The sequence below is a fragment of the Chryseobacterium viscerum genome (assembly GCF_002899945.2).
GTDB lineage: Bacteria > Bacteroidota > Bacteroidia > Flavobacteriales > Weeksellaceae > Chryseobacterium > Chryseobacterium viscerum.
Map to the genome: position 1 here is coordinate 369282 of NZ_PPEG02000005.1, position 24571 is coordinate 393852.

A 24571-nucleotide genomic window follows, 5' to 3' on the forward strand; every position below is an offset into this window, starting at 1 on the left:
GTTGAGCAATATTGACAATACTTATTCTCTTTTAATAACAATTTTTGATCTCTGGCTATTCTTTGGCTCTGATTTCAGCCAGGAAATTTGCTTTCAATACATCATATAAAGAATGTCTGCTTACCAGAATAGAGGCAATAGAAGAAACCATACCTGCCAGCATCAGATGAAAAATCAGAGAATGCCTGTCGGTCATTTCCAGAACAATAATGGCTGAAGTGAATGGAGCCCGGGTGATTCCTGTGAGAAAAGCGACCATTCCGGCGAGGACCACTACATTGGTTTCGTTGGGTGTCAAATGAATAAGACCTGAAATAACAGAGCCTATACTTGCTCCCGCACTAAGAGCAGGGGCAAAAATTCCGCCCGCACCCCCGGAAGTGAAAGAAAGGGCAGGGCCAAGCATTCTTAGAATCGGAACATACCAGTCTTCGTGCTTATCTTTGGTAAAAAGAACACGCTCCATAATCTCTTTACCTGAGCCAAGAATTTCCCTGTTGATGAAATACGCTATAGAAGCAATAATTAAAGCACAAATGATCAGGAATACCACATTCGCTTTATCCGTTTTCAGTTTTTTCTTCTTCCAGCTATTGATTTTAAGCATAACAACCGAAAGCTGGCTGGCCAAAATACCAGCTGTGGCTGCAACGAGCACGATCGGAAACATCACCATCAAAGAAACATCATTGGTCTTCGGATATCCCAGATATAAATAAGATCCGGCTAGGGTTTGCGCTGTGAGACCAGCTATAATGACTGCGGTAAATAAAGCTGTTTTGAAATAATTGATATGGGTTTTTGACAGTTCCTCAACTGCGAAAACAATTCCTCCCAACGGAGTGTTGAAGGCTGCCGCAAGCCCGGCTGCCGCTCCTGTCATAATCATGTTTTTCTTGGAAATCTTCGGCCACCATTCAGGAAGATATTCATTCACTTTTCTGAACACTGAGCCTGCAATCTGAATCGTAGGTCCTTCACGTCCTACAGCACCTCCTCCGATAACCAAAATGACAGAGGACAGGATTTTGAAAAAGATAATCTTAATGCTTAGTAGACTTCTGATCTTACGGTGTTCCTTGGGGTTGGCAAGTTCTACAGCGGCCATCACCTGCGGAATACCACTTCCTTTAGCATTTGGGGCAAATTCTTTTACCAGCCACCAGGAAAGTACAAATCCAACGGGAGCGATAATAAAAATCATCCACGCATGCCAGTCAAAAATGAAATTCATAAGATGCTCTCCCCAGGCAAATACCTGCGCATACATAACGGCAAAAAAGCCTGTAATGACAGATCCTATCCAAAAAGGAATAGCCTGAAGCAGATTATTCTTCAGTTGTTCATTCCGGATATTATCGAAGGATTTTTTGAGGGATCTTCTAATGAGGATTAAAAATTTCAGCATTTGCAGGTTTTGAGGGATGAAATTACGGTAAAATTTGGAAATTATATTTCGTTTAAAAACTTTGAGATGATTTCTGCATTTCCAGTCGTCAATATTTCGGGTAAGCCAAAACTTAAAATACTATTTCTCACTTCAAGTTTAAAATTTTCATTAGGAAAGCTTTTGATAATTTCTTTTCTCTTTTGAGTTAAAAAATTCATGGTTTTAAATTGGTCATTTCCCACTACATAAAAATCTTTAAACTCACTGTCTTTAAAATTGACATTGAAACTGCTGAAAATTCCTGCAACTTTATCCATTAATTTCTTTTTATTGAGAGAAATATATCCAAAATTTTCACCTAATTCTTTTAATCCCCAAAGTTGAATGGTGTCATATTTACGTCCCAAATGTCCTCCTCGGGAAGTCATCCCAACTTTACTGACAATAAATAGATAGAAAGAACTTAGGGTTTTGCCTTTTACTAAATAGCAGATTTGTGGGATAAATAGCGGATACATGTCATGAGAACTGAATTGTTCATAAGGAGATTCTTTAATATCAATCACTGAAATATCATATGACTCAGAAAGCTGATCAAAAACCTCAATAATTAATTTTTCATCTTCCTCGGTGAAATCAAAAAATCTTGTCATGTCATTTTTTCTGTAATCAAGATCCATTTTTATCAAATATTATTTGTTTTAAATTTAATGCTAATAACTTAAACTTCCAAGAAAGTCTTTATCCTGTAAAATGAATTTATTAAATTATTGATTTAATAGTTTTGTTAAACTTTGTTTGAATTATTCTTAGTTTTAAAAATCAAATAGTATGAATTTTAAATAAAATAAATAATGTTTAAATCAAATAAAAAATCCCGACTTTTGTCAGGACTTTATTGAGTAAGATTATGTGATTTTTAATTATTTTTTCTGAGCGAGAAGAGCTTCTATTTTAGTGATCATAGTAGAACCATTTGTATTTTGTGGATCCAGTTCAAGAGATTTTTTATAATTTTTTAATGCCAAAGGATAGTTTTTAGCATTGAAATAACCTTCTCCCAGGCTGTCATAAGCACCTCCGGATTGTGGATGTTCCTTTACATTTAATTCAAAAACTCTAACAGCGTCATCCACTCTTGAACCTCTCATTAAAATATACCCAATATTATTCAATGTCCCGTCAAAATCCCATTTTGGATTCTTCGCCTTAATAGAATAGTAGTTTTTTTCTGCGTTTGGATTGTTGGCTTTGGCAAATCCGGCAATAATGGATTCTTCAGCAATAGAGTAGGCATCTGTAAGCTTTTTATCAATAATGGATGCAACATGATTGACAATATGATATTGTGCCGGGAAAAAATTATATCCATTTGACATCATAATAATGGCCATGTTATTCTGTGGGAACACTCTGTAAGCGCTTACATTTCCACCAGAAAAGCCATAAGAAGGAATATTGTTTGCTTTGCTGATCTCCCAGCCGTAGGCAAAAGAATCTTTTTTGTTTCCATAATCAAACGGTTTCCACATCATTTCTTTTGTGTTTTGATTCAGGAAATCGTTTTTGCTGAGATGGCTGCTCCATTGTAAAAAAGCGGGAAGGGTAATGGCCAATCCATTTCCGGAATGTGATCTTACGCCGTTGTCAAATGGCGTTTTCTCATATTGTTTTGTTTCATTGTTGTAGTTGTATTTCTGAACTCTGTTGGGAATCTGCTCAAGAGAATTTGATGAGAAATAGACCTGGTTTTTTACATCAGAAAATTGATTGTTTATAATAAAATCATCGAAAGACTTCCCTGTAATCTTTTCTATGATCATGGTAAGCAGCATGTAATTCGTTTGATTGTATCTGAATTCATTTCCTGTTTTAAAATCCATTTTTTCTTTGGAAAGACGTTCAATAACCTTTGCATTGGAATCATTAACCGAAATATCCTCAAAAGCAATAAAATTTGGAATTCCGGAAGAATGCGTCAGCAGGTTTTTTACTTTTACATCCTGCCATTCTTTGGGTAGATTTTCAACGTACTTTGATACATTATCTTCCAAAGATAATTTTCCCTGCTCAATCAGTTGAAAAATACCGACATTGGCGGTTAATTTTGAAGTAGAGTATATCCTAAACATCGAACTGGGGCTTACTTTTTTGAGGTCTTCCAGATTTTCCGTTCCGTAATATTGCTCGAAAATTACTTTGCCGTCTTTTATAATTCCAAGAGCCAGTCCCGGGATTTTATTGTTCTTCATTGCTTCTTTCACATAGCTGTCAATCAATTTAGACTGATTGGTTTGCTGCGAAAAAGTGGCCGTGGAAATATGTAATGCAAATGCTGCTAAAAGAATTTGTTTCATGTGTGGATAATTCGGGTTTATGGTTCTTATATAAGACAATTGAATGACACCCACTGTTACATTGTTTGTAAGTTATTTGTATAAAATGTTCAGTTTTTTCCAATAAAAAAACCTTCGAGTTAATCGAAGGTTTAGTATGTAAAATCGGCAAAATTACTTATTGCTGATTAGTCATTACTTATATTTCTGTGTTCAGATCCCAGTTTTGAAGGTAGTCGTGAACGTGCTTCAGCATCATTCCTCCTAAAGATCCGTCTACTACTCTGTGGTCATAAGAGTGAGACATAAACATTAGGTTTCTGATTGCGATTACATCTCCGTCAGCTGTTTCAAGAACTGCAGGCTTCTTAACGATAGCTCCGATGGCTAAGATAGCTACCTGAGGCTGAGGAATGATCGGCGTTCCCATAAGGTTTCCGAAGCTTCCTACGTTAGAAATTGTATACGTTGCTCCCTGAGTATCTTCAGGTCTTAATTTTTTGTTTCTTGCTCTGTAAGCCAGGTCGTTGATTGCTTTTGCAAGACCTGAAAGAGATAGCTGATCTGCATTTTTGATAACAGGAACAATAAGGTTTCCGTCTGGAAGGGCAGTCGCCATACCGATGTTGATGTTTTTCTTTTTGATGATATTCTCACCATTGATAGAAACATTGATCATTGGGAAATCCTGGATTGCTTTCACTACCGCTTTTACGAAAATTGGCATGAACGTAAGTTTTTCACCTTCACGTTTTTCGAAAACTGCTTTATTTTTATTTCTCCATTTTACAACGTTGGTAACGTCTGTTTCGATGAAAGAAGTCACGTGTGGAGCAATTTGTTTTGCTTTTACCATGTTCTCAGCGATGATTTTTCTCATTCTGTCCATTGGAATGATCTCATCACCTGCACTTACCGGGATAGTCGCTGCCGGAGCAGTTGCCGTTGGTTTTGGAGTTGAAGCTGCTTGTACAGGAGCTGCCTGCTGAACCGGCTGGCTTCCTCTGTTAGCAACATAAGCTAATATATCTTCTTTTGTAATTCTTCCTTCCAAACCGCTTCCTTTGATGGATTTCAGTTCAGTTTCAGAAATGTTTTCCTGTTGTGCAATAGATTTTACAAGTGGAGATAAATAAAGGTCTCCTGAGAATTCTACATTTGAAGCAGCGGCTGTTTGTAGAGGCTCTTCAATTGCTTTTAAAGTGTTAGCATCCGGAGTAGCTGCCGGAGTTTCAGTGGCTGCTTCTTCTGAAGCTGAACCTTCTCCTTCAATTTCTAAAATAGCAATGGCTTCACCTACTTTTGCAACTTCATCTTTTTGCTTTAAAATCTTTACTATTTTCCCCGAAACTGGTGTCGGAACGTCTGAATCTACTTTATCTGTTGCAATTTCTACTATGGAGTCATCCTCCTTTACGCTATCACCTTCATTGAATAACCAAGTGATAATTGTCGCTTCCATAACACCTTCTCCCATGGAAGGAAGCAATAATTTGTATTCTGCCATTTTTGATTTTTAGATTTTGACAAATATATAAAAAAAATCGGTTTTTTTATGAAATATATAATCTTAGCTGAATTCGATGTAGATATTTTCACCTACATTCAATCCAAACAGGCTTTTAGCTCCATTTTTCTTACTTCCTTTATAGATCGTAAGCTCCAATAATTGACTGTCATTGAAGATTGCAGCCGACTGCCCGTGGAATTCAGTCTCTCTTTCCCAGTCTGAAACAACTTCTGTATGGCTGGAAAATATCCTTGAAAGGCTCAGATTTCTGAATTTTATCGTGAAACTGCTGTAGCCTTTACTGATATTCTCGAAAAAGTCTTTGTTGATATTTGAGATTATATTTCCGAAATTATCAATGTAGGAAACATCACCAATAATCATCCCTTCCGATTCATTATAAACCGGTCTTGCGAACATCAGCTGTTTTGCCGAATGTATTTTTCTTCCGATCACTTCCGGAAGTCCGCCATTGGCAAGATGTACCGCCGCGGGAACAAAAATGTCTGTAGATGTAAAGTTGATAACGTCATCAAAACGGTTGTTCAGTGTAAGCTCATAGATCGCTTCCGGCTTAATATCGAAAAATACAAGGCTCAAAAGTCCGTTGTCGGCCGCCAGAAAGTAAGATCCGTCGGCTTTATAAATGAGATTTTTTCTTGATTTGTTGTAAAAACTGTCTACGGAAAGGATGTGAATGGTTCCTTTCGGGAAATATTTATAAGCATTTCTTACAATATACGAAGTCTGTATAAGGTTGAATGCCTGGATGTCGTGGGTTATATCAATAATATTAACCTCAGGGTTTAGAGACAGAATTTTGCCTTTCACAGCGGCAACTCTGTAATCTAAATTTCCGAAATCCGAAGTAAGGGTAATAATTGACATGAGCAATTTATAGAATAGTGTAGTATTGCAAAGTTATTTAAAATAAAAAGAAAGCCCGAAAGATTGTTGAAAAGAATTTGATATAAATTTGAAAAAAAGCTTTAATTTTAAAATCTAATAAATAAAAATACTGCATGTTTGAATTAACATATGATTTGGAAGATATCGACAAGAAAGTCTTCTATGGAGTTAATAACCAATATTTCAACTTATTAAAATCAAGCTTTCCAACCATTAAAATTACAGGAAGAGATCATGTTATCTTTGCAATGGGAAATCAGGAAGCTTTAGACATACTGAAGCAAAAACTGAACGACATTGTCTCATTTATCTCTAAAAACAATTCAATAGAGCTGAAAGACGTTGAAAATATATTGAATATTAAAGATGAAAACGAGAAACAACTGATCTTTGACCAGGATATTATTGTAAAAGGGGTCAACGGAAAAGTCATTAAGGCTAAGACGACCAATCTTAAAAAGCTGGTAAAGGAAACGGAGAAAAAGGACATGGTATTTGCCATAGGTCCTGCAGGAACCGGAAAAACATATACCAGTGTAGCTTTGGCGGCAAGAGCATTGAGAGATAAGGAAGTAAAAAGAATTGTCCTGACAAGACCGGCTGTAGAAGCAGGGGAGAGTCTGGGATTCCTGCCGGGTGACCTTAAAGAAAAGCTGGATCCGTATTTGCAGCCTTTATATGACGCACTTCGTGATATGATTCCTCATGAGAAACTGGAGGGATTCATGGAGAAAAAAGTGATTGAGGTGGCTCCTTTGGCCTTTATGAGAGGACGTACCCTTGATGATGCTTTTGTGATTCTTGATGAAGCACAGAACACCACTCATGCGCAGATGAAGATGTTCCTTACCAGAATGGGGATGAACGCCAAGTTCATTATTACAGGAGATCCAAGCCAGATTGACCTTCCAAAAAATCAACAGTCAGGGCTGAAAGAGGCTATGAGAATTTTAAGTGGAGTAAAGGAGATTGGGTTTGTACATCTTACAGAAGAGGATGTAGTAAGACACCCTGTGGTAAGAAAAATTATCCTTGCCTATAATGATGAAGATAAAAGAGTGAGAAACGAGTAGTTCCGAATGAGTAAAAGTCTCTGTTAACCTTTCATTAACCTTTTATTATTTTATTAAAATTTGTTAATTTGAAAAAAATAATTAGATTTGCAGTCCTTAAATGTAAAAAACTAATTTAAACATGAAAAAACTTTTACTTGTTGCAGTCGTTGCTGTTATGGGAATCTCTGCAAACGCACAAGAATTTCGATTTGGTCCTAAAGCTGGATACTCTTACTCTACAGTTAAATTAAAAGGTGACGGACAGTCTGAAACTTCAGATCCTGTACATACTTTTTATGTTGGTGGTATTGCTGAATACAAATTGAGCGATAAATTTGCTCTTCAGGGAGAACTTTTATACTCACCACTTGGAGGAAAAGTAAACGTAGCTGAAGCTGATCCTGACAATCCAACTACTTTTTTAAATGTAAAGGCAAAGCAGACGTATCATACTTTATTGATTCCTATTTCTGCTAAATATTTCATCACTGAAGGGTTATCGGTTTCTGCAGGAGCAAGCTTCGGATTGATTCTTTCTGCTAAACAAAAGCTTACAGCTGATTTCGGATTCGGAATTCCAGGACTTGAGATTAATGCAGATGATGAAAGAGATATCAAAGATCAAATGAATACTTTGAATATCGCTCCTTTCCTTGGTGCTGAATATGCTTTGGAAAATGGATTGTTTTTTGATGCAAGATATAACCTTGGAATTTCTAACCTTGCAAAACATCCAGATGGGAACGAAAAAGCGACTAACAGCTTTGCACAAATTGGTGTAGGTTTCAAATTCGGAGGAAACTAATTCTGAAATTTTAAGATCAGATTATACTATAAAGCAGGACAATTTTGTCCTGCTTTCTTTTTGTAGCTTATATATAGCGATACGATATTGTATCAGATTTTTTTATATATAATGAGCCTACAGCGATTAGAAAAGACGAAATTATTCCTCAATAATAAACATTTGTTTAAATTTTAAGAGATAATAACTTAAAAATTAATATTTTAGGTTAATTAATTTTGGTGTTTTGTAGAATTCATGTGGGTTTAGAAAAAAAAGTAAAATATAAAAAAGTAAACATATCTGTCTCTTGTTGATAAAATGGAGTTTTTTTATTCATAATATTGTGAAAAACCCAAAGGTCTCTCCCGAATAGGATTTATTCTTACAAAACCCTGAATTTTAACAATGATATTAATCACATTAACAAATTTTAATATTCGTGGTAGCCACTGTAAATTTGCCCTCAGAAAGTATTAAAATTTTTTAAAATGAAAAAAATATTATTAGCGGGTGCTGTTGCACTTTTTGGTTTATCAAACGCTCAAATTGCTAAAGGAACTACATATTTATCTGGATCTGTTGGTTATTCTCAAGTAGAATCTAACAACGGAAACATTAAAAAAGAAAACTTCAACGTATTACCTACAGTTGGATATTTCGTAAACACTAACTTAGCAGTTGGATTAGGAATTGGTTACCAAACTGAAAAGAACACTACCACTACTACTGCAACTTTAGGAAACACTACAATTGTAAACGAGAACGTTACTAAAACTCCAGCTTTTGTTGTTGCTCCATTCGTAAGAAAATACTGGACTTTGTCTGACAAATTATATTTCTTCGGACAATTAGCAGTACCAATGCAGTTTGGAAAAACTGAAACTGAAACTAGCTCTGTAGCTACAACAGGAAATACAGTTGTTTCAAACTCTACTTCAACTGAAGCTAAGTACACTAAAATCGGTGTTACTGTGAAGCCAGGTTTAGATTATTTCTTAAACAAGAACTGGTCTATCGAAGCTACTATCGGTGAGTTCGGTTATAGCAACTACAAGCCAAAAGATGGTGATGCTACAAACAACTATAACTTCGGATTGAATTTATCTTCAGTAACTTTCGGAGTTAAATATGTATTTGCAAAGTAATAAACAAAGCATATAGCAAGAAAGCCCTGAGTTAACCCTTAGGGCTTTTTTTTAATAAAAAAACTAATATAATAATCATGAAAAGAATCGTATTGATGGGCGCTGTTGCGCTTTTCGGTTTATCAAATGCGCAGATTGCAAAAGGAACGTCCTATCTTTCAGGACAGGTAGGATATTATCACAGCGAAAAGAATGAATTCGGAACTGAGAGAAAGAATGATGTGATCAGAATCCTTCCTACAGCTGGTTATTTCGTTAATAATAACTTAGCGCTGGGACTTGGTATAGGGTATAAAAGCGCCGTTACAAAACACAGTGTAGGCGGTGGTTTTTTAAGTAATGTAATGGATATAAAAGAAACAGATAATGCATTTGTAGTAGCTCCGTTCGTGAGAAAATACTGGACTTTATCTGATAAACTATATATTTTCGGCCAACTACAGGTTCCATTGGAATTTGGTCAGGAAAAGCTGGATTCAAACAGCGATATTTTAATGGGAGATCCATTGCTTGCTCCTTCATCTTCAAGAAAAAATAACTATACTAATATTGGGGTAAATATCAAGCCAGGTTTGGATTATTTCGTAAGCAAAAACTGGTCAATTGAAGCTACAATAGGGGAGTTTGGATACAATACTTACAAAAGAGATATTGACGGAGCTAGAAGAGCCGATGACTATAAATTCGGTATCAGCTTAACTTCAGTAACTTTTGGAGTGAAATATGTATTTGCAAAATAATAAATAATAAATGAGTCCTGAGATTTATCTTAGGACTTTTTAGTGTAAAACTATTGATCATAATAATCATGAAAAAAATCTTATTAGCATCTGCAATTGCTTTATTTGCAGGATTAAATGCACAAACTACATTTGGCGTAAAAGCGGGTTACGCGCTATCAAAATTGAATTCTAATGAAGGTGATTTTGAATTTGGGGGAATTGAAGGAAGTTTAAAATCCAAATCAGGGTTTTATATCGGAGGTTTGGTTGAACATAAATTCAACAACAAATTTGCGATTCAGGGAGAGGTAGAATACGCTAACCTTGGTGGAAAAGCAGAAGTTTCATTACCCGGTATTACCGTAACAGAAAAGATGAACCTGAACAGAATTGTAATTCCTGTATCCGCAAGATATTATGCAACGCCGGAATTGGGGATTTATGCAGGTCCATATGTGAGTTTTAAGACCAATAACAAAGTGAAATTTGAAATGAGCGGTCCGAATGCAGGGATGACAAATCCTGCAGGAATAGCAGAAGGAGAGCGTTATGTAGAAAGATATCTGAACGATACGCTAAAATCTACGGATTTCGGGTTGTTCTTTGGTGCAGATTATAATGTATACAAGGGGTTATTTGTAGATGCCCGCTATAGCTTTGGTCTTACCAATATGATCAAAAATCCTGTAGATGGTGAGAAATTAAAAATGAATTTCTTTCAGCTAGGAGTAGGATACAAGTTTAAATAAACACGTATTTCTATAAAAATAAAAAACTCTCAGAAATTCTGAGAGTTTTTTTATGACTGATTTTGTCTTTTTTATTTTCCACCCATACCAGGCATATTCGGCATTTTGCTCATCATCTGCATCATCTGCTTTCCTTGAGGTCCCTGCATCATCTTCATCATTTTACCCATCTGTTCGAATTGTTTCATCAATTGATTTACATCTTCGATTTTTCTTCCGGCACCTTTAGCAATTCTTCCTTTTCTCTGAGTATTGATAATAGAAGGTCTTCTTCTTTCTTCAGGAGTCATAGAATAGATAATCGCTTCGATGTGTTTGAATGCATCATCGCTGATTTCCACATCTTTGATTGCTTTTCCAACCCCAGGAATCATTCCCATCAAATCCTTCATGTTACCCATCTTCTTGATTTGGTTGATCTGCTTAAGGAAATCATCAAACCCGAACTCATTTTTAGCGATTTTTTTGTGAAGTTTTTTAGCTTCTTCTTCATCAAACTGCTCCTGAGCTCTTTCTACTAAGGAAACAACGTCTCCCATTCCCAGGATTCTGTCTGCCATCCTTTCCGGGTAGAAAAGGTCTAAAGCTTCCATTTTCTCCCCTGTAGAGATAAATTTGATCGGCTTTTCAACAACAGAACGGATTGTCAGTGCAGCACCCCCTCTTGTATCACCATCTAATTTCGTTAAAACAACCCCGTCAAAATTCAATGCATCGTTGAATGCTTTTGCCGTATTTACAGCATCCTGACCTGTCATAGAGTCAACTACGAAAAGAGTCTCCTGTGGCTTGATGAAATAATGTACAGATTTGATCTCGTTCATCATCTGCTCATCAATCGCCAAACGACCCGCAGTATCCACGATTACTACATCATGATTGTTGGCTTTTGCAAAATTGATTGCATTTTCAGCAATGGTAGAAGGATTAGTAGAGCCCTCTTCAGTAAAAACAGGAACATTAATCTGTCCTCCCAATACTTTCAGCTGATCAATTGCAGCAGGACGATAAACGTCACAGGCTACTAATAAAGGCTTTTTATTTCTTTTTGTTTGTAAATAATGAGCAAGCTTTCCTGAGAAAGTAGTCTTACCAGATCCCTGAAGACCTGCAATAAGGATTACAGATGGTTTTCCAGAAAGGTTGATCCCTTCCTGAGAACCTCCCATAAGCTCCACAAGTTCATCATGAACGATTTTTGTCATCAGCTGTCCCGGAGTAAGGGAAGTAAGAACGTTCTCTCCTAATGCTTTATCCTGAACTCTTTTGGTAAGATCTTTTGCAACTTTATAGTTAACGTCGGCATCTACCAATGCTCTACGGATCTCCTTTACGGTTTCCGCTACATTGATTTCTGTAATTTTTCCTCTACCGGAAATATTGTGTAATGCCTTGTCTAATTTATCCTGTAAACTATTAAACATATTGATTGTAAATTATAGGTTTGCAAAAATAAGGAATTTTTAGCATATCTAAAGTGTCCGGCACGTAATATTATATATATAAGAAAAAATGATATATATCAAATCATATCATAATACGATAGAAAAAGTCTATTTTTGCGATCAATTAAAATTTAGAATGAAAATCAATCCTAATATTCTTGTTGTCATTTTATTCTTTCTGACGTTTTTGGTGCATTTTTCCCTTTGGAAATTTGTTTTTCATCTGGATGAAATTATAATCATTAAATTTTATCTTTTTCTAAGCGTCATGTTTATGATGATGGTTACTCTTATTATTTTAATTAATAGAGTAGCCCCGCAATTTTTAGGATTGTCTGTTATTGGTTTGATCCTTTTAAAATTTGGTTTAATGTACCTAATCAGAAAAAAACTGAACTTTGAAGTCATTCCAGGCTATAAATTTCATTTCATCATCCCGTATTTTATCCTGACAGCAATGCTTACCTACTATGCGATCAAGCTGATTAATCATGATAAAAAACAGTAAAATAATTTATTGAAAATAGAAAAAATATCATATTTTTGCACAACGAAAAAAACCTATCAATGTTTAAGAAATTCGCAGTTTTATTCTACAGTATTTTTGTATTAAACTTAGTGTCTGCACAGCACGGTGAGGCTCCTGCTGGGGCAGCTCCTGCTCAGGAGCTTTCAGAGAAAGACAAAGTAAGCAAAGAAAACAAAGAGTTCATCGATCATCACTTGTTGGATGCGCATGATTTCACATTGATGGTTGATAAAGAAGGTCACCACATCGGTTTCCCTCTTCCTGTTATTGTATATGATAACGGTTTTCACGCTTTCATGAGTAACAAAGAAGGGTTTATGCACGGAGAACCTACTGAAGTAGATGGTTCTTTTTATGTACTGCACCATGAGAAAATCTATAAGACTGATGCTGCTGGGACTATAACTCTTGATGATCACGGTCACCCAACTAACGTAAAGCCATTAGATCTTTCTATTACAAAAAGTGTACTGATGATTTTATTGGTATCAATCTTTATGTTAGTGTTATTCGGTGGAATGGCTAAATCTTATAAGAAATCAGTTGTTCCTACAGGTGCAGCAAGATTTTTAGAGCCACTAATTGTTTTTGTAAGAGACGAAGTTGCAATCCCAAATATCGGACATAAGTATAAGAGATTTATGGGTTATTTATTAACTGTATTCTTCTTTATTCTTTTCCTTAACGTTTTAGGATTAATGCCTTTCGGAATCAATGTTACAGGTAATATTACAATGACATTCTTCCTGGCTATCCTTACGTATTTGATTACAACATTCTCAGCGAATAAAGATTACTGGAAACACATCTTCTGGATGCCGGGAGTTCCTGTTCCAATGAAACTGATCATGCTTCCTATCGAATTATTAGGAACAATCACGAAGCCATTCGCATTGATGATCCGTCTTTTTGCAAACATGACTGCAGGTCACATCGTAGTAATGAGTTTGATCGGATTGATCTACGTATTCAAGAATTTTATCGCAGGTGTTGCATTCCCATTCCTTACATTGGTAATTTATTTACTAGAAGTATTGGTGGCATTCCTACAGGCTTATATCTTTACAATGTTATCAGCTTTGTTTATCGGAATGGCAGTACAAGAGCACGAGCACGAACATCATGCTGCTCACTAATTGAAAGAGTTAATTAAAGTAAAACAAATTTTTTAAAATTATATATTATGGAAATCCCTAAAATTGTAGGTGCTGGTATCGTAGTACTAGGTGTAGGTATCGGTCTTGGTAAAATCGGAGCTGCTGCTCTTGAAGCTATCGCTAGACAACCTGAGCAATCTGGAAAAATCCAAACAGCTATGCTTATCGCAGCTGCACTTGTAGAAGGTGTTGCGTTTGCTGCTCTATTCGCAGTAAACTAATTAAAATCAGACCATTATCTGTAACGGTTGGTTGCAGATAATGGTTCTTTAAAAAAGTAATAATTATTTATACATTTATATAATGGAATTAATTCATCAGTTTTCATCAGGATTATTTATTATCCAGTCTGTTATTTTTCTAGCATTATTATTCTTGTTAGGTAAATTCGCTTGGAAACCTATTTTAACGTCTATCAATGACAGAGAAACATCTATTGTTGACGCTCTTAACCAAGCTAAATTAGCTAGAAAAGAAATGGAAACTTTAAAAGAGGATAACGAAAGAATCATTCGTGAAGCAAAAATCGAAAGAGATGCTATCCTTAAAGAAGCTAGAGAGATTAAAGACAGAATCGTAGGGGAAGCTAAAGATGTTGCTAAAGCTGAAGGAGACAAAATGATCGAAGCTGCTAAACAGACTATCAACGCTGAGAAAAATGCTGCCATGGCAGACATCAAAACTCAAATTGGTACTTTATCTGTAAACATTGCTGAGTCTATCTTGAAACAAAAGCTGGATAACAACGAAGCTCAAAACGAATTAGTTCAAAATTATTTAAACAAATCAAACCTTAACTAAGAATGCTTACATCTAAAGTAGCTAAAAGATACGCACAAGGTTTACTTGACTTCACCAACGAATCAGGTCAAACGGCTACTGTATTTTCTGAAATGAAAGATGTAGCAAAGATCATGAAAGAGTCTGCGGACTTAAATAAATTTTTCATGACTCCTTACATCGATTCAAAAAAGAAGATAGAAGTAGCAAACGAAATTTTCAAAGGTTTATCTGTTTCTTCCCAAAATCTGATCAGATTGGTGATTAAACACGGACGTGAAAACCAATTGAAAAATATCGCTCAGGAATTTATCAATAAAGTAGAAGACCTTAGTGGTATACAAAGAGTAACGCTTACTACAGCAACTCCGCTTTCAAAAGAAAATCTTGACCAGATTTTAAGATCTACCAATCTTGTAAATGCTGATTCAAACTTCGATTTGAAAGTAATTGTAAAGCCTGAAATTCTTGGAGGATATGTTCTGAGAGTAGGTGACCAGCAGGTAGATGCGTCTGTGAAGACAAAACTTAACCAAGTTAAAAAAGATTTCCAATTAAATTAAGAAAAACAACCATACAATGGCAGAAATAAATCCGGCAGAAGTATCTGCGATCTTAAAACAGCAATTGGCCAACTTCGATACTCAATCCAACGTTGAGGAAGTAGGTACAGTTTTAACCATCGGTGATGGTATTGCTCGTGTATACGGGTTAGAAAACGTACAATACGGAGAGTTGGTGAAATTTTCTAGTGATGTAGAAGGTATTGTACTTAACCTTGAAGAAGACAACGTAGGTGTTGCTTTACTTGGTGAAAGTAAATTAGTAAAAGAAGGTGATACAGTAAGAAGAACAAACAGAATCTCTTCTATCAAAGTAGGAGAAGGAATGTTAGGAAGAGTAGTAGATACTCTTGGTAACCCTATCGATGGTAAAGGTCCTATTACTGGGGATTTATACGAAATGCCATTGGAAAGAAAGGCTCCTGGAGTTATCTTCAGACAGCCGGTAACTGAGCCTTTACAGTCAGGTATCGTTGCAATTGATGCGATGATTCCAGTAGGAAGAGGTCAGAGAGAGCTTATCATTGGTGACAGACAGACAGGTAAAACTACTGTTGCGATTGATACGATCATCAACCAAAGAGAATTTTTTGATGCAGGTAACCCTGTATATTGTATATATGTTGCGATCGGTCAGAAAGCTTCTACTGTAGCACAAATCGTTAAAACGCTTTCTGATAAAGGAGCTTTAGCATATACTGTAATCGTTGCGGCTAACGCATCAGATCCAGTTCCAATGCAGGTATATTCTGCAATGGCAGGAGCATCTATCGGGGAGTTCTTCAGAGACACTGGTAGACCAGCGCTTATCGTTTATGATGATTTATCTAAACAAGCTGTTGCTTACCGTGAGCTTTCTCTACTATTGAGAAGACCACCGGGCCGTGAAGCTTACCCTGGAGACGTTTTCTATCTTCACTCAAGACTATTGGAAAGAGCTGCAAAAGTAATCGCTGATGATAACATTGCTAAGCAAATGAACGATTTGCCAGAGTCTCTTAAGCCAATCGTGAAAGGAGGTGGTTCATTAACTGCTCTTCCAATCATTGAAACTCAGGCTGGTGACGTTTCTGCATATATCCCTACAAACGTAATCTCTATTACAGACGGACAGATCTTCTTGGAGTCTGATCTATTCAACTCAGGGGTTCGTCCAGCGATCAACGTTGGTATCTCTGTATCGAGAGTAGGAGGTAATGCTCAGATCAAATCAATGAAAAAAGTTTCTGGTACTCTTAAATTAGACCAGGCTCAATATAAAGAACTAGAAGCGTTCGCGAAATTCGGTTCTGATCTTGATGCTTCTACTTTAGCAGTAATCTCTAAAGGAGAAAGAAACGTAGAAATCCTTAAGCAGCCGGTAAATGCACCACTTCCTGTAGACAGTCAGGTAGCGATCGTATATGCTGGAACAGAAAACTTAATGAGAAACGTTCCTTTGAACAAAATTAAAGAATTCCAACACGAGTATATCGAGTTCCTAAGATCTAAGCACCCTGATACAATGGCTGCAATTAAGTCTGGAAAAATCGATAACGATATTACAGGTGTTCTTAAGCAGGCTGCTAACGATTTAGCTTCTAAATACAACTAAAAAAATAAATGTTTAAGGTTTAAAATATAACGTTTTAAGCCTTAAACTTTAGACCATAAACTTTGAACCCAAATTAATGGCAAACTTAAAAGAAATACGAGGAAGAATTACGTCAATTTCATCTACGATGCAGATTACCCGTGCTATGAAAATGGTTTCCGCTGCGAAACTTAAAAAAGCACAGGACGCAATCGTAATGCTAAGACCATATTCTGAAAAATTACAGGAGCTTATCCAGAATGTAAATTCTAGCTCAGATCCTGATCAGATTTCTGTATATGCTCAGAAAAGAGAGGTTAAAAGAATACTTTTCATCGCTGTTACTTCAAACAGAGGTCTTGCAGGAGCTTTTAACTCTTCAATTGTAAAAGAGCTTAACCTTCAGTTTCAGAACAATTCTCAATACGAGGTTGAAGTTCTTCCTGTAGGTAAAAAAGCATTTGATGCTGTAAGAAGAAGCCGTTCGGTATATGCTAATGGAAGTTCTGTTTATGATAATCTGAACTTTGATGCCGTTGCTCATATCACTGAAGGAGTAATGACAAGTTTCAGAGAAGGTAAATTTGACGAAGTATATGTTATCTACAATAAATTCGTTAATGCAGCGACTCAGGAAGTAACAACAGAACAACTTCTTCCGATCCTGATGCCTGAAAATGCAGAGCCACAGGTGGAAACAGATTACATCTTTGAACCTAACAGAGCTGAGATTCTGGATAACTTGATTCCAAAGTCTATCAAAACTCAGGTTTTCAAATCAATCCTAGATTCAGTAGCATCTGAGCACGGAGCGAGAATGACAGCAATGCACAAAGCTACAGACAATGCAGAAGCTTTGAGAAATGATCTTAAGATCTTCTATAACAAAGCAAGACAGGCTGCAATTACCAACGAAATCTTGGAAATTGTTTCCGGAGCAGAAGCTTTGAAAAATTCATAAAGAATTATTTTAACATACAATTAAAGCACCGATACATTCGGTGCTTTTTTATTTACATAAGGCTAAAACCGCTGTTTACCACCCAAAAGTTCTCTTTTTACGGAGAAATGAAAGTTGCCCTTCAGATATTTTTTTATTGGAAAATAGCCATATCCTATCCCTTCATATTTTTCTTTCAAAAAATACTCAATTGAAATAATCTATCCCGATTCAGGTTATTTTTATTTTGCATATCTTTGTAGCTAATAAAATTTATACAACTTCTAAATGGACTCGGACATAGTCAGGCTTTTGCTGGCCTTATTTCTTGTTTTACTAAATGGCTTTTTCGTAGCCGCAGAATTTTCAATTGTTAAAGTTCGTTACTCACAAATTCAGTTAAAAGCCGCAGAAGGCAATTCTATGGCTAAACAGGCAGAGCATATCATCAAACATCTTGATGAATATCTTTCCGCCACGCAATTAGGAATTACATTGGCATCACTTGCCCTTGGATGGGTAGGGGAAAGTGCCCTGCATCATATTGTTGAAAATATTTTCGTGTCTTTGAGCATTGAATTGACTCAGACAACGATTACTACAATTTCGGTAGTGACAAGTTTTGTATTGATTACCATTATGCATATTGTATTTGGTGAGCTTATTCCAAAATCAATCGCGATCAGAAAATCTGAAGCAACCACTATGGCAACTGCGGTTCCATTGAGGGTTTTTTACACGGTTTTTAAACCATTTATCTGGTTGATGAACTCGATGTCAAATGGTTTCCTTAGATTGGTTAAAATTCACCCGGCTTCCGAGCAGGAAATCCACTCTACTGAGGAACTTCAGCTTTTGGTAAAACAAAGTGCTGATAGCGGAGAAATTGAGGAAGAAAACTATGAGATCATCAAAAATGCATTTGATTTTACAGATCACTCTGCTAAACAGATCATGGTTCCAAGACAAAATATTACTTCCATCGATTTTGAAGAAGATGTCAATGACATTATCAACAAGATTATGGATAGTGGATATTCGCGTATTCCTGTATATATTGATTCTATTGACAATATCATTGGTATTTTCTATACAAAAGAAATCATCAGAGAATTTGTTAAAAGAAAAGGAGAGCTGGATCATGAAGATCTTAAAGATCTGATGCGTGATGCGTTTTTCGTAGTAGAAAGTAAAAAAGTCTCAGACTTACTGAAAACATTCCAGCTTAAAAAACAACATATCGCTGTCGTTATAGATGAGTTTGGAGGAACTGAAGGGATTATCACATTAGAAGATATTCTGGAAGAACTGGTAGGAGAAATTCAGGATGAAGAAGACGATGAAGAAAAGATCGTTGATAAAATAGCGGACAATACCTATTGGGTACAGGCTACACAGCCTTTGGACGAAATCAACGAATTCCTGCCAAAAAGACTACCTCTTTCCGAAGAAAGCGAATATAATTCATTAGCCGGATTCATTCTTTATGAGCTGGAAGAGATCCCGGAAGAAAACCAGGAGTTTGATCTTGAGGATTATCACTTCAAAATTCTGAAAATGAATAATAAGAGTGTAGAGCTTGTAGAGCTGATCTATCAGGAACCTAATGCTATAGATCATTTAGCAGATAAAATTGGAGAAGTTTAAAACCGTTAGGATGAATTTTTATAATAGCATAAAAGATTACGAAAACCCAAAACGTCAGTATGAAGAAGAAGTCCTCGTTATGGACGATACAGATGAAGTCTATAAACTCGTACTGCATAACGATGATATTCATACATTTGATTATGTAATAGACTGCCTGATCGAAATCTGTAAACATTCTTTGGAACAGGCCGAGCAATGTACGATCCTTGTTCACTACAAAGGTAAATGTACCGTAAAAACAGGCTCAATGGATGTTTTGAAACCCATGCATGACAAATTAATTTCGCGCGAATTAACAAGCGAAATCGTATAAAATAAAAAACCGACAAATTAATTGTCGGTTTTTTTTATTAAATCCGGAGATGACAATCAAGTAATAGCAATACATCACAAAGAGTAATGGCCTTTCAGGAAATCTTTTAATCTTTAAATGCTTTAATCTTTTAATTTCTCAATATTCTTACATTGTCATATTTTATCTAAAATAGTATATTTGTACCAACTATAAAGAAACAAAAAAGAATGCTTGTAATAGGAATTGCCGGTGGTACTGGATCCGGCAAAACTACAGTTGTTGATAAGATACTTCAGCAGCTTGATATTGAGGGAATGAATATCCTCTCTCAGGATAATTATTATCACGACAACCAAGGTCTGACACTGACAGAAAGAGAGGCTCTGAATTATGACCATCCGAAGTCTATAGATTTTGAATTATTGATAAAACATGTGAAAGCTTTAAAGAATAACGAGCCTATTGAACAGCCGATTTATAGCTTTGTCACTCATTCCAGAACAGGAGATCATGTCACTGTAGAACCTAAAAACGTATTGGTAGTAGAAGGAATTCTGGTATTGACCAATAAAGAACTACTGAAAGAGTTTGACCTGAAAGTATTCGTTCATGCAGACTCTGATGAAAGGCTGATCAGGAGGATCAGAAGAGATACCCAGGAAAGGGGAAGAGATCTGAGTGAGGTACTACACCGTTATCAGACTACTTTGAAACCAATGCACCAGGAATTTATCGAGCCATCTAAAAATGATGCCGATCTTATTATCCCTAATATGAAACAGAATTCCGTAGCGATTGATTTTTTAACTACTGTTATTAAAAATTCGTTGAAAAAACATTAAAAAAATGGAAGAAAACAACCTTATCAAAGACATTCAGCCGAAATCTGAAACATTCAAACTTATCCAGAAATATGTTTTGAATAAGTATACCATTACGATCTGTCTGTTTTTGGTATGGATGGTTTTTTTCGATAAAACCTCATTTCTTGTTATTAACGAACTGAATGGTGAGATTCACAAGTATGAAGAGCAGCTGGACTATTATAAAAAAGAATATGATAAGAACGATGCTTTTTATAAAAAACTGATGAACAACAAGTCAGAGAAAGAAAAATACGCAAGAGAAAATTATTTTATGAAGAAACCGAATGAAGAAATCTTCATTTTGGTGGTAGACAGCACAAAGGTGCCTAAAAAATAATAGAAGTCGAATAAAATAGGTCAATGGTGAATAATCAACTCGCTTTGCTTGTTAATTTTCAATGTAATGGAAATTCACTTGTGGAGCCAACTTCATCATAGCCAATTCATAAAAAATAAAACTAATGTCAAATACAGATATCCTTTCAAACTGGGAGAGTTTAGTCAAAAAACAACTTAAAACAGAGGACATTTATCCCATTTTAGAAAAACAGAATCTAGAAGGAATAGAGGTGAAGCCTTTTTACACAGAAGTTCAGAAACCTTTGGTAAACCTGCCTAGAGTTGAGGAAAGCACCCATTTGGTAGCAAGATACCATGAAAGTTTGGAAGATGAAGTATTTGCATTTATTTTGGATCAGAATGTAGAAAATCTTGATCAGAAAGCTATTTTTGTCAATAATAAAGACCTTGCAGGACACATCAGTCCCAAAGAGGAGGACCAATATTTTTCTTTGATCGATGTTTTTAATGAAAAAGAAGGAAACATTGATGATCAGCTGGCAAAAGAATTACTGGCAAAAGATTTTAAAAGAAATATTTGTGTAGATATTTCACTGCATCAGAATGCAGGAGCAGCTATTTATCAGCAGCTTGGTATTGCTTTAGCCAAAGCTAAGGAACTGGTGGAAGTATATGGAGCCGAAATTTTAAATAAACTAATCTTCAGAATAGCAGTAGGTGGCAGTTATTTCTTTGAAATGGCAAAACTGAGAGCTTTTAAAATACTTTTCAACCAACTTTCCAAGGAATATGGGATGGATGAAATCCCTTACATCTTTGCAGAAACTTCGCAGAGAAATAAAGCCATTGCTGATAATGAAAACAACCTTATCCGTTCTACCTTAGAGCTTGCTTCGGCAATGATAGGAGGAGCAGATGCTGTTTTTACCAATAACTACCTTGTAGCCAGAAGTACTGATAACTCAGAAGAGATCTCTTTCAAACAACAGATTGTGCTGGCTTATGAAAGTATTATCAATGTATTTGAAGATGCCTCTAATGGAAGTTACTATATCGAAGACATTACTCAGCAGATTGCAGAAAAGTCATGGACGCTATTCATTGAAATTGAAGAAGCAGGAGGGTATCTTGAACTTATAAAGAAGGGAGTTGTACAGAAAAAGATCTATGATCATGCTGTTGAAGAGCAGCAATGGATTGAAGAAGTGAAAATAAAGCTGATAGGAGTGAATTTATACCCTAAATTAGACGTTAAAAAGTCTATTGCAGATCTTTACAACGAAAAAGAGATAAAAGCAGTACGTTGGGCTGAAATGTTTGAATAAAACATTAATCATACTATGAAAAAAGGTTTTCTAATTTTCTTTTTATTGTTTTTTGGAGTATGTTTTTCTCAAACTGAGAAAGATCTATACGGAAAATGGATTGGAACAGATGCTGGTAGTCACGGATCATTTACATTTTTTTCCGATGGTTTTGTAAAAGTAGAACTTGATGGACTGAATATTGACGGTAGAAATCATATAATTTCTGACGGACCCAATAAAGGTAAAGTTGCTCATGTAAAATATACTACGGATTTTTCAAAAAAAATTGTCAAATTTAATTTGATTGCATCATACAATGATTTCAATAATAAACTTGAAGAAAGTAAATTTTTGAGTGGACTTATTAAATTTGTTAATGAGAATGAATTTCTATTATTCTTAGACTTTGAAAATAAAAACCCGACAGATATTGATCCTACGTCCCCAAATGTGTTGACGTTGTATAAAGATAACAACTTATAGTTTTTGGTAATGAAAGAAAAACTGATTGATTTATTTGAATACACCTATCATTTCAACCGTGAAATGATTAAAGTTATTTCTGAAAATAAAGAAGCTTTGGATGAGAAGACAATCAGTCTCATTAATCATACAATAAATGCACAACAGATCTGGAATGCAAGAATATTGGGCGAAATAACTTTTGAAGTCTGGCAGATCAATCTTTTTGAATCCCTTGATGAAATCAACCATGGAAACTTTCTTAAAAGCATTGATATTATAAATAATCTTGATCTGGAGAAAAGAATAGAATATCAGAATTCAAGAGGGGCGAAGTTCGATAACAGTATTTTTGAAATGCTTTTTCACGCGGTCAATCATTCTACTTATCACAGAGGACAGATCAATACTTTGTTGAAGCAGAATGGTATAACCCCGCTATTGACTGATTATATTTTTTATAAAAGATAATTTTTCAGCATACTATCTATCATTTACAATCTGGGAAAAATCTGTGGTTAAAATACTAAACAAAGACGTTCAACATTATATCAATGCAAATCTGAATACAGATTTACATGCATTATTACTGAAAAAATCCCCATTTCCAGAAGTTTCCATGCAGGAAATTGTACAGCAGATCAAAGGAAAACAGGTAGCAGAAAGAAAATTTCCTTTTCTTTTGAAAGAAGGCATTGTTTTTCCGCCACAGTTGAATCTTGAACAGGCTTCATCAGAAAAAACAGCCCTGTACAAATCCGGAATTTTGAAAGGAAGGAAATTCATTGATCTGACAAGCGGTTTTGGTATAGATGCTTATTATCTTTCTCAAAATTTTGAGGATATTACTCTGGTAGAGCAAAATACGGAGCTTTTAGAGATTGTTGAAAATAACTGGAATACTTTAGGCCGTCAGGCGAGATTTATCAACCGTAAACTGGAAGACTTCCTGAACGAGAATCAGGAACATTTTGACATTATTTACCTTGATCCGGCCAGAAGAGACCAGCATAAAAATAAAGTTTTTCTTTTGGAAGACTTATCTCCTGATATTCTTGAAATTCATAAAAAGTTACTTTCTATCTCCAATCAGGTGGTTATTAAGCTTTCCCCACTCATTGACCTTAAATATCTTGTTTCAGTGTTGCCTGGTATTTCAAGGATTGAGATCATTGCTTTGAAAAATGATGTAAAGGAAGTCGTTGTTTTCTTATCTAATGAAAATAAGAACGGAATTATATGCAACTGTGTGAACCTTGAGAGTGGTGAATCTGCTTTTACCTTTACATTTGGAGAAGAGGAAACTGCAGAATCTGAGTATTCGGAACCTGAAAAGTACATTTATATTCCCAATAACGCTATTTTGAAGGCGGGTGTCTTTAATTTGATTTCAGAAAAATTTGGATTAAAAAAACTTCACCCAAACAGCCATTTTTATACTTCCAACGAAAAGAAAGAGGAATTTCCAGGGAGGTTTTTCGAGATTGAATCAGTTGATTCTAAGCAGATTAAGAAGAAAAGCCAGTTCAATGTCATTTCAAAAAATTATCCTTTAAAACCTGAAGAAATCAAAAAGAAATACGGGTTGAAAGACGGGGGAGAGCACTACCTTATTTTTACACAATCCAAAAAAGGGAAAATTATTTTAAAATCAGTATAAAAATGTTGCTGAAAAATATAGGATTTCTTAATTTTGGGCAATCAAAAATATAAGCATGAAATCGCTCGCTGTTTAAATAACCGGAACAGACTACAATAAGGCGATTTTATATGACTTTAAAAAAAAATAAATTTTGCATATGAAAAAATTGATTATATGTTTAGCTATTGCAACTGTAGCTGTAAGCTGTAAAAAAGTATCTGCTGGTGGGAATAAGAACACTCTAAAACTAGAAGAAGGAGTAGAAAGATATTCTGATGACGCACAAGGAGGAGAAGCTCACGGACACGGTCATGAGGCTGCTGCTGCCGCTGAAGGACACAAAGAAGAAGCTGCAAAACCTGAGGCTCACAAAACAGACAGTACTGCTGCTGCAAAACCTGCTGAAGCAGAAAAAGCTCCTAAAGCTGAACACTAATTAGTCGTATAAGATATACAAGT

Annotated in this window: 27 protein-coding genes; 21 read left to right on the forward strand and 6 right to left on the reverse strand. The window is 35.6% G+C overall.

The window, feature by feature from the left end; translation table 11 throughout:
* Positions 1–55: 55 nt before the first annotated feature.
* The 5 genes from C1634_RS13615 to C1634_RS13635 form a co-directional block, all read right to left on the reverse strand.
* Complete coding sequence (locus tag C1634_RS13615) at positions 56–1408, reverse strand: chloride channel protein (protein ID WP_109738597.1); 1353 nt, start codon at positions 1406–1408, stop codon at positions 56–58.
* Positions 1409–1449: 41 nt separating this feature from the next.
* A complete protein-coding gene (locus C1634_RS13620; protein WP_123921455.1) occupies positions 1450–2043 on the reverse strand; it encodes a hypothetical protein in 594 nt (197 codons plus the stop codon).
* 270 nt (positions 2044–2313) lie between these two features.
* Positions 2314–3747, reverse strand: coding sequence for a serine hydrolase (locus C1634_RS13625; RefSeq protein WP_103234899.1), 1434 nt, complete (start codon positions 3745–3747; stop codon positions 2314–2316).
* Between the two features lie 178 nt (positions 3748–3925).
* Positions 3926–5233, reverse strand: coding sequence for a dihydrolipoamide acetyltransferase family protein (locus C1634_RS13630; RefSeq protein ID WP_109738599.1), 1308 nt, complete (start codon positions 5231–5233; stop codon positions 3926–3928).
* A gap of 63 nt (positions 5234–5296) precedes the next feature.
* The gene (locus C1634_RS13635) at positions 5297–6124 is read right to left on the reverse strand and encodes an SAM hydrolase/SAM-dependent halogenase family protein (RefSeq protein WP_109738600.1); all 828 of its coding nucleotides are present in this window, start codon (positions 6122–6124) and stop codon (positions 5297–5299) included.
* A gap of 134 nt (positions 6125–6258) precedes the next feature.
* Between C1634_RS13635 and C1634_RS13640 the strand changes: the two genes are divergently transcribed.
* From C1634_RS13640 to C1634_RS13660, 5 genes are all read left to right on the forward strand, one after another.
* Positions 6259–7218: a PhoH family protein gene (locus C1634_RS13640; RefSeq protein WP_109738601.1), complete on the forward strand. Its 960-nt coding sequence runs from the start codon at positions 6259–6261 to the stop codon at positions 7216–7218.
* Positions 7219–7339: 121 nt separating this feature from the next.
* The gene (locus C1634_RS13645; protein ID WP_109738602.1) at positions 7340–8005 is read left to right on the forward strand and encodes a porin family protein; all 666 of its coding nucleotides are present in this window, start codon (positions 7340–7342) and stop codon (positions 8003–8005) included.
* A gap of 470 nt (positions 8006–8475) precedes the next feature.
* The gene (locus tag C1634_RS13650) at positions 8476–9132 is read left to right on the forward strand and encodes an outer membrane beta-barrel protein (protein ID WP_109738603.1); all 657 of its coding nucleotides are present in this window, start codon (positions 8476–8478) and stop codon (positions 9130–9132) included.
* A gap of 77 nt (positions 9133–9209) precedes the next feature.
* Complete coding sequence (locus C1634_RS13655; RefSeq protein WP_103234966.1) at positions 9210–9872, forward strand: outer membrane beta-barrel protein; 663 nt, start codon at positions 9210–9212, stop codon at positions 9870–9872.
* 68 nt (positions 9873–9940) lie between these two features.
* On the forward strand, positions 9941–10603 hold the full coding sequence (locus C1634_RS13660) for a porin family protein (protein WP_103234967.1): 663 nt from the start codon (positions 9941–9943) through the stop codon (positions 10601–10603).
* Positions 10604–10674: 71 nt separating this feature from the next.
* Here C1634_RS13660 and ffh read toward each other — a convergent pair whose 3' ends face one another.
* On the reverse strand, positions 10675–12027 hold the full coding sequence (ffh, locus tag C1634_RS13665; protein ID WP_109738604.1) for a signal recognition particle protein: 1353 nt from the start codon (positions 12025–12027) through the stop codon (positions 10675–10677).
* A gap of 157 nt (positions 12028–12184) precedes the next feature.
* Here ffh and C1634_RS13670 point away from each other — a divergent pair, with 157 nt between their 5' ends.
* From C1634_RS13670 to C1634_RS13745, 16 genes are all read left to right on the forward strand, one after another.
* Entirely contained in the window at positions 12185–12556 is a 372-nt protein-coding gene (locus C1634_RS13670; protein WP_103234969.1) for a hypothetical protein, read from the forward strand.
* 59 nt (positions 12557–12615) lie between these two features.
* Positions 12616–13713, forward strand: coding sequence for a F0F1 ATP synthase subunit A (atpB, locus tag C1634_RS13675; RefSeq protein ID WP_109738605.1), 1098 nt, complete (start codon positions 12616–12618; stop codon positions 13711–13713).
* 47 nt (positions 13714–13760) lie between these two features.
* The gene (gene atpE / locus C1634_RS13680; protein ID WP_002979108.1) at positions 13761–13955 is read left to right on the forward strand and encodes an ATP synthase F0 subunit C; all 195 of its coding nucleotides are present in this window, start codon (positions 13761–13763) and stop codon (positions 13953–13955) included.
* An 82-nt stretch (positions 13956–14037) separates the two neighbouring features.
* Complete coding sequence (locus tag C1634_RS13685) at positions 14038–14535, forward strand: F0F1 ATP synthase subunit B (RefSeq protein WP_109738606.1); 498 nt, start codon at positions 14038–14040, stop codon at positions 14533–14535.
* Between the two features lie 2 nt (positions 14536–14537).
* On the forward strand, positions 14538–15077 hold the full coding sequence (gene atpH / locus C1634_RS13690; protein WP_103234313.1) for an ATP synthase F1 subunit delta: 540 nt from the start codon (positions 14538–14540) through the stop codon (positions 15075–15077).
* A gap of 16 nt (positions 15078–15093) precedes the next feature.
* Positions 15094–16671 carry a F0F1 ATP synthase subunit alpha gene (gene atpA / locus C1634_RS13695; RefSeq protein WP_109738607.1) on the forward strand — a complete coding sequence of 526 codons (1578 nt, stop codon included), beginning with the start codon at positions 15094–15096 and terminating at the stop codon, positions 16669–16671.
* Positions 16672–16747: 76 nt separating this feature from the next.
* Positions 16748–17611, forward strand: a complete 864-nt coding sequence (gene atpG, locus C1634_RS13700) for an ATP synthase F1 subunit gamma (protein ID WP_109738608.1) — start codon at positions 16748–16750, stop codon at positions 17609–17611.
* Between the two features lie 267 nt (positions 17612–17878).
* Complete coding sequence (locus tag C1634_RS13705; protein ID WP_103234311.1) at positions 17879–19237, forward strand: hemolysin family protein; 1359 nt, start codon at positions 17879–17881, stop codon at positions 19235–19237.
* 10 nt (positions 19238–19247) lie between these two features.
* Positions 19248–19553, forward strand: coding sequence for an ATP-dependent Clp protease adaptor ClpS (locus C1634_RS13710; RefSeq protein WP_103234310.1), 306 nt, complete (start codon positions 19248–19250; stop codon positions 19551–19553).
* A gap of 209 nt (positions 19554–19762) precedes the next feature.
* Complete coding sequence (udk, locus tag C1634_RS13715) at positions 19763–20377, forward strand: uridine kinase (RefSeq protein ID WP_045497309.1); 615 nt, start codon at positions 19763–19765, stop codon at positions 20375–20377.
* Positions 20378–20381: 4 nt separating this feature from the next.
* Positions 20382–20738: an FtsB family cell division protein gene (locus C1634_RS13720; protein WP_103234308.1), complete on the forward strand. Its 357-nt coding sequence runs from the start codon at positions 20382–20384 to the stop codon at positions 20736–20738.
* A gap of 124 nt (positions 20739–20862) precedes the next feature.
* On the forward strand, positions 20863–22026 hold the full coding sequence (locus C1634_RS13725; RefSeq protein ID WP_103234307.1) for a methylmalonyl-CoA mutase family protein: 1164 nt from the start codon (positions 20863–20865) through the stop codon (positions 22024–22026).
* Between the two features lie 15 nt (positions 22027–22041).
* The gene (locus C1634_RS13730) at positions 22042–22491 is read left to right on the forward strand and encodes a hypothetical protein (protein ID WP_109738609.1); all 450 of its coding nucleotides are present in this window, start codon (positions 22042–22044) and stop codon (positions 22489–22491) included.
* A 9-nt stretch (positions 22492–22500) separates the two neighbouring features.
* Entirely contained in the window at positions 22501–22941 is a 441-nt protein-coding gene (locus tag C1634_RS13735; RefSeq protein WP_103234305.1) for a DinB family protein, read from the forward strand.
* A 43-nt stretch (positions 22942–22984) separates the two neighbouring features.
* A complete protein-coding gene (locus C1634_RS13740) occupies positions 22985–24130 on the forward strand; it encodes a class I SAM-dependent methyltransferase (RefSeq protein WP_109738610.1) in 1146 nt (381 codons plus the stop codon).
* Between the two features lie 139 nt (positions 24131–24269).
* Entirely contained in the window at positions 24270–24548 is a 279-nt protein-coding gene (locus C1634_RS13745) for a hypothetical protein (protein WP_103235351.1), read from the forward strand.
* Positions 24549–24571 lie beyond the last annotated feature (23 nt).